Here is a 6,341-nt window from a genome sequence, read left to right as displayed (position 1 = left end):
GGGCGAGGGCGAGGGTGAGGGCGAAGGCGAAGGTGAGGGCGAAGGCGAAGGTGAGGGCGAAGGTGAGGGCGAAGGCGAGGGCGAAGGTGAGGGCGAGGGCGAGGGCGAAGGCGAGGGCGAGGGCGAGGGCGAAGGTGAGGGCGAGGGCGAAGGCGAGGGCGAGGGACAGGACCCGTGCGCGAGCGAATGGCATAGCGCCGATTTCTCGCAAGACCACCTCATCGGCCTGAGCGAATTGCTCCGGGTCATTCAGTTCTATAACTCGGGCGGCTTCCATTGCGCGGACCAGCCGGACGGCACGGAAGACGGCTATGTGCCCGGCACCGGCTTGCATGCGGATTGTTGTCCCCACGACGCGGACTATGTCCCCGCCGGACCGGACTGGAGCATTGTGCTAAGCGAATTGCTCCGGGTCATTCAGTTCTACAACAGCGGCGGCTACCATCTCTGCGAGGATACGGAGGACGGGTTCTGCCCGGGGCCAGGGTAAGCGCGCAGCCGGAGAGGGTGTAAACGGCTGCTTCGCCGGCTACAGTATTCCTTTGCCGCGCAGCAAGGGTACAAAGAGCCTTTCATCTTTTCGTTGTCGCAGCATGACCGCAGTTGCTACAATCCCTGCCGCGAGCGAGGGAATCCCATTCAATGCGAACCTTGGTATTTGGCGCGAAAGGACAATTGGGCCGCGACCTGCTGCGGGTGTTTGAGCAGGAAGGCGAGGTTTCGGGGCATGACCTGCCGGAAGTGAATATCGCGTATGAGCCGGGCGTGCAGAGCATCGTCTCAGCTTTCGCACCGGACCTGATCGTGAATGCAGCGGCCTTTACGGACGTGGACGGCGCGGAGAGCGCGCTGGAAGCGGCGTTCCTGACCAACGAGGCTGGGGCGCGAAACCTCGCGGAGATTGCGGCGTACCGGCGCATCCCGATTGTGCACGTCAGCACGGATTACGTGTTCGACGGCACAAAAGGGTCCCCCTACGAGCCGGACGACCCCGTGTCGCCGCTGGGCGTCTACGGCAAGACGAAAGCGGCGGGCGAAGTCGCGGTGCGCAAGGCAAACCCGTACCATTTTATTGTGCGCACGGCGTGGCTGTATGGGCCGGGCGGCAACAATTTCGTGGAGAAGATGTTGCGCGCCGCAAAGGAACGCGGGCCGTTGCGCGTGGTATGCGACGAGGTCGGTTCGCCCACGCACACGCTTGACCTGGCCGGGGCAATCCTGGCGCTCGTGCGTACGGACGAATATGGGACCTATCACGCGGTGAACAGTGGCGCCTGCTCGCGTTTCGAATTCGCGCGCGCGATCCTCGATCTCGCAAAAGCCGGTATACGCCTCGACCCTTGTGTCGCGAGCGATTTTCCGGCGAAGGCCAGGCGCCCGAAGTATTCGGTGCTGTCCAATGCGCGGCTCGAACAGGTCACGGGGACCGCGATGCGTCCCTGGCGCGATGCGCTGGCCGGCTACATGAAACGGAGAACGTAAGAAAGATGAAACGAATTCTCGTCACCGGCGGTGCCGGGTTCATCGGGTCCGCGTTTGTACGATACCTGCTGCGGACCTATCCGGGCGTGCACGTGGTTAACTTTGACAAGCTGACCTACGCGGGCAATCTGGACAATGTGAAGGAGTGCCCGCCGTCGCGGCACACGTTCGTCCGCGGGGATATCGCGGACGCCGCGGCCATCGGCGCCGCGATGGAAGGCTGTGACGCAGTAGTGAATTTCGCGGCGGAGACGCACGTGGACCGCAGCATCATGGGCGCTACGGAATTCCTGCGCACGAACGTGGACGGTGTGTACAACATCATGGAAGCGGCGAAACGGTTGGGCACGCCGCGCGTGCTGCTGGTCTCAACCGACGAGGTGTACGGCAGCATCGAAACCGGTTCGTTTCAAGAGACGGACCCGATCAACCCTCGCAATCCCTACAGCGCGGCGAAAGCGGGCGGCGAACTGCTGGGCCGCTCCTATTTCACCACGTTTTCCGTGCCCGTGATCATCACGCGCGGTTCGAACACTTATGGCCCCTATCAGTATCCCGAAAAGGTGCTGCCCCTGTTTGCCACAAACGCGATCGACAACGAACCGTTGCCGCTCTACAAGGGCGGCGAACACAACGTGCGAGACTGGCTGTACGTGGACGACCACTGCCGCGGCATCGACCTCGCGCTGCGCGAAGGCCGGGAGGGCGAGATTTACAACGTCGCGGGCGGCAACGAACGCGAGAACATTGTGCTGACGCGCAGAATTCTCGAGCTTACCGGCCGCGACGAGAGCCTGATCCGCTTCGTTCCCGACCGGCCGGGCCACGACCGGCGGTACGCGATAGATGCCTCGAAGCTGCGCGGGCTGGGCTGGCGCCCGCAGATGGACTGGGACGAGGGCATGGCGGCGACGGTGCGCTGGTACCAGGAGAACGCATGGTGGTGGCGCAAGATCAAGACGGGCGAGTACCTCGAGTATTACAGGCGGCAGTATGCGACCTTGTCCGCCCAATCGTAGTGCCGCGCCCGCACAGGCCCAGTCAGGGCGAAACGCGCGGGACAATTTCGGGAAGATGCGCCGCGGATGCGGCTCGCGTGAAAAAGTATTTTGCCCGACGCGAGGTCGCGCTGTAATTTGTCTGATCTCTTCACGTCTCTCTGGTCAATCGCGCGACAAGGCGACTACACCACACGAGGGACCGCCAAACCGGGATGCTCGCATCTCAACCGTTGCCTATCGGCCCGCGCTCGCTACTCCTGGTCCACGCCGGGCCGTTCGCGCGCGGACCACGTGCGCCCCAGAGCCTTGTCGAGCGCGGCGGCGGCCACGGCGTAGTCGCGCAAGGCGCGCACGAGTTGCGTGCGCGCGGACGTGAGCGCCAGTTCGGCGTCCAGCGTTTCCACCTGCGTGCCGACGCCTTCCTGAAATCGCAACTGGGCCATGCGCAAGCCTTCCAGGCCGAGCGCCACGGTGCCCTTTTCCGCACGAATCTTGGCTATCGCTTCCTGGACGCGGAGAAAGGCCTGGCGCACGTCGAGTTCCACGAGCCGGTCGACGTCCTCGCGCTGATATTCGAGACTTGTGAGTTGCGCGTTCGCCTCGGCCACTTCGTATTTGCGCCTGCCGCCCGCCATGAGTTCCCATTCGAGGCCAACGTTGAAGGTCCATCCTTCCGGGATGATGGATGTGCCGCCTTCCACTTGTTCCCACATGACCCGCGCGCCCGCGCTGGGCTTGTAGCCCGCCTTCTTAACGGCCACCTGCTGCCGCGCCGCCTCGATGCCGAACGCGAGCGCCCGCAGTTCGGGCCGGTTCGCGCGCGCCTCCTCGACCAGCGTTTCGACCGGCGCATCGAGCGGCGCCCACTCGATCTTGCCGTTCACGGCTACCACGGTGTTCTGGGGCAGGGCCAGAATGCGCAGCAGATTGACAACGGCGATACGTTCCGCGCCGCGCGCTGTTTCGAGTTCCGCCGTGCGCGCGCCCAGTTCCGTCTGCGCGCGCAACACCTCGAAGTCGCTGATCAGCCCGACCTCCAACATCTGTCTCGCGTCGGCCAAGTGCCGCTCGAAAGTCGCAACGCTCTCCTCGGCCACGAGAACAAGCGCCCGCGCCAGCAGGGCGTCGTGAAAGCCCTGACGCGCCTGGAACTCCAGTTCGGCAAGCGCCGCCTCGCGTTTCCACGCCTCGGACCGCGCAAGGTATTTCGAAGCGCGTGCGGCGGCCTGAATGCGCCCGCCCGCATAGAGCACCTGCTCCAGCGAGAATCCGGCGTTCACCTGATACTTCTCGGCGCTGATCGAGCCCGCGATGAAACTCAACGCGCCGGAGGAGTACAGGTCCACGGGCATGCCGTCGACGTAGGTGTAGCCCGCATGACCTTTGACCTGGGGCCAGCGCAGAGACCTGGCCTGGCCATGCTGCGCCTCGCGCGCGGCCACATCCGCCTCCGTGGAAAAAACCTGCGCATTGCGTTCGAGGGTCATCTGGACGCATTGGCGCACATCGAGCACGAGCGGTTCGCCGGCCGCGGCGGTCTCCGCAACCGGCGCAGCGCTCTCGACACCATCGAGTACGTCCCCCATCATCTCGATGAGCTGCGGCGCGCCCGGCAGCGCGGAGGCCGGAGCCGGTTCCTCCGTCCAAGCAGGGACAACGGCAAGACCGGTTGCCAGCAAAAACAACAAGAGTCGCATGATTGGCGCCTTTCTGACGGAACACCCCGAAACAACCGTAACCCGTTACAAGATACTAATGAAGGACCCCGAAATGAGTCAATGCGGCGCGTCCCTTCGCCTTCTTTATGACCTTTCGGCGCATTTGTTACAATCCGGACTTGCGCGGCAGATACCGCGCACCGCCGCATGGAGTTTCAAACGTGGATGATCCCCTGGTCATAGCGGGGCGCGCCTTTCGCTCGCGCCTGATGGTGGGTACGGGCAAGTTCCCGTCGGCAGGCGCATTGCGCGCCGCACTCGACGCGTCCGGCGCGGAAATCGTGACGGTGGCGTTGCGCCGGGTCGATCTGTCGAAACCCGACGGGGAGGGCATTCTATCGGCCATTGACCGGACAAAGCACCTGCTGCTGCCCAACACCAGTGGCGCGCGCACGGCGGACGAGGCCGTGCGCCTCGCAAGGCTGGCGCGGGCTGCCGGCCTGGAGCCGTGGGTCAAGCTGGAACTGACGCCAGAGCCGCGCTACCTGCTTCCGGACCCTGTGGAAACGGTCCGGGCCGCGGAGAGGCTCGTGCAGGAGGGCTTTGTCGTGCTCCCGTACATCCAGGCCGATCCGATTCTGGCCAAGCGGCTCGAAGAAATCGGGACAGCCACGGTCATGCCCCTGGGCGCGCCCATCGGCAGCAACCGGGGCGTGCGAACCCGCGACATGCTCCGGATCATCATCGAGCAGGCCACGGTACCCGTAGTGGTGGATGCCGGGCTGGGCGCGCCATCGCATGCCGCCGAATCCATGGAAATGGGCGCAGATGCGGTGCTCGTGAATACGGCGCTCGCCGATGCAGCGGACCACGGGGCAATGGCGCGGGCGTTCGCGCTCGCCGTCGAGGCGGGGCGCACCGCATACCGTGCGGGCCTTGGCCCGCAACGCGATACGGCGGAAGCATCGTCGCCGCTGACCGGCTTTCTGGAATGAGCCGGCGGACGGTTGTGTTGTGTGAAGCGGGGGGCACACGCCTGAAGGACTGGCAGCAATGAGTTTCAAACCGGTCAAGGACGCATGGCCGCGCGCGCGGCTGCGGCACCTGCTTGACTGCGTCACCGCGGCGGACGTCGAAGCAGCTCTCACGCGGGAAGACCGCGCGCCGGGCGATTTGGCCGCCTTGCTCTCCCCTCATGCACGCCCTTATCTCGAACGCATGGCCCGGGAAGCACAACGGCTGACCCGGTGGCATTTCGGGCGGACGATCAGCCTCTACGCGCCGCTGTACCTCTCGAATCTTTGCGCGGCGGATTGCGTCTATTGCGGCTTTTCATTCCGGTCAGGCATGAAGGACAAGCGGCTCACGCTGAAACCTGGCGAAATCCGGCGCGAATGCGAGACCCTCGCCGCGCGCGGGTTCCAGAGCATTCTGCTCTTGACGGGCGAAGCGCCCAAAGCGGTGACCGTAGACGACCTCGCCGAGGCGGTGGCCGTCGCGCGAGAATACTTTCATTCCGTGGCCGTCGAGGTGTATTCGCTCGACGCGCCGGATTATGAGCGGCTGGCCGGGCTGGGCCTGGAAGGCGTTACGCTCTACATGGAAACGTACGATCGCGAGGTGTACGCGCACGTGCATCTGGAGGGCCACAAGGCCGACTATGATTACCGGCTCGATGCCATCGAGCGCGCCGGTCTTGCGGGCGTGCGCAGATTAAGCATAGGCGTGCTCCTCGGGCTCGCGGACTGGCGCGTGGATGCGATCTGGCTCGCGCTGCATGCGCGGTATTTGCAGAGGACGTGTTGGCAGAGCACCGTGGCGCTATCCTTCCCGCGGTTACGGCACACGCCCGCGCGCTTTCACGTGGACCATCCGGTCACGGACGCCGAATACGTGCAGCTCATCGCAGCGATGCGCCTGTTCTTGCCAGAAGCGGGCTTCAACCTATCGACGCGCGAGCCCGCGGCGTTCCGCGACCGGCTCATCCCGCTCGGCGTCACGCACATGAGCGCCGGCAGTTCGACCAGGCCCGGCGGTTACACGGACCGCGGCGCGCTGGCGCTGGAACAGTTCGAAATAGAAGACCGGCGCGGACCCGAGGAAGTTGTCGCGGCCATCCGACGGGCCGGATACGACCCGGTCTGGAAGGACTTCGACCACGCCTTCCATGGCTGACCGGCGCGTCGCGCCGCGGCAATTC

The 6,341-nt window shown here is 64.9% G+C and carries 6 protein-coding genes; 5 read left to right on the top strand and 1 reads right to left on the bottom strand.

Annotated features, from left to right (window positions below; all coding sequences use genetic code 11):
- The 3 genes from KA184_22605 to rfbB form a co-directional block, all read left to right on the top strand.
- A partial coding sequence (locus KA184_22605) for a hypothetical protein (GenBank protein MBP8132379.1) occupies window positions 1–490 on the top strand: 490 nt, incomplete at its 5' end.
- Window positions 491–642: 152 nt separating this feature from the next.
- Window positions 643–1,482: a dTDP-4-dehydrorhamnose reductase gene (gene rfbD, locus KA184_22600; protein MBP8132378.1), complete on the top strand. Its 840-nt coding sequence runs from the start codon at window positions 643–645 to the stop codon at window positions 1,480–1,482.
- 5 nt (window positions 1,483–1,487) lie between these two features.
- A complete protein-coding gene (gene rfbB, locus KA184_22595; protein MBP8132377.1) occupies window positions 1,488–2,501 on the top strand; it encodes a dTDP-glucose 4,6-dehydratase in 1,014 nt (337 codons plus the stop codon).
- Between the two features lie 233 nt (window positions 2,502–2,734).
- Here rfbB and KA184_22590 read toward each other — a convergent pair whose 3' ends face one another.
- A complete protein-coding gene (locus KA184_22590; protein MBP8132376.1) occupies window positions 2,735–4,180 on the bottom strand; it encodes a TolC family protein in 1,446 nt (481 codons plus the stop codon).
- 107 nt (window positions 4,181–4,287) lie between these two features.
- Here KA184_22590 and KA184_22585 point away from each other — a divergent pair, with 107 nt between their 5' ends.
- Window positions 4,288–5,136 carry a thiazole synthase gene (locus KA184_22585; GenBank protein ID MBP8132375.1) on the top strand — a complete coding sequence of 283 codons (849 nt, stop codon included), beginning with the start codon at window positions 4,288–4,290 and terminating at the stop codon, window positions 5,134–5,136.
- 58 nt (window positions 5,137–5,194) lie between these two features.
- Window positions 5,195–6,316 (top strand): 2-iminoacetate synthase ThiH, encoded by a 1,122-nt coding sequence (gene thiH, locus KA184_22580; GenBank protein MBP8132374.1) that lies wholly within the window; start codon window positions 5,195–5,197, stop codon window positions 6,314–6,316.
- The last annotated feature ends 25 nt before the right edge of the window (window positions 6,317–6,341 follow it).

The organism is Candidatus Hydrogenedentota bacterium (assembly GCA_018005585.1).
In the GTDB taxonomy this organism is placed as follows: domain Bacteria; phylum Hydrogenedentota; class Hydrogenedentia; order Hydrogenedentales; family JAGMZX01; genus JAGMZX01.
This window is presented reverse-complemented; position numbering and strand designations above follow the sequence as displayed.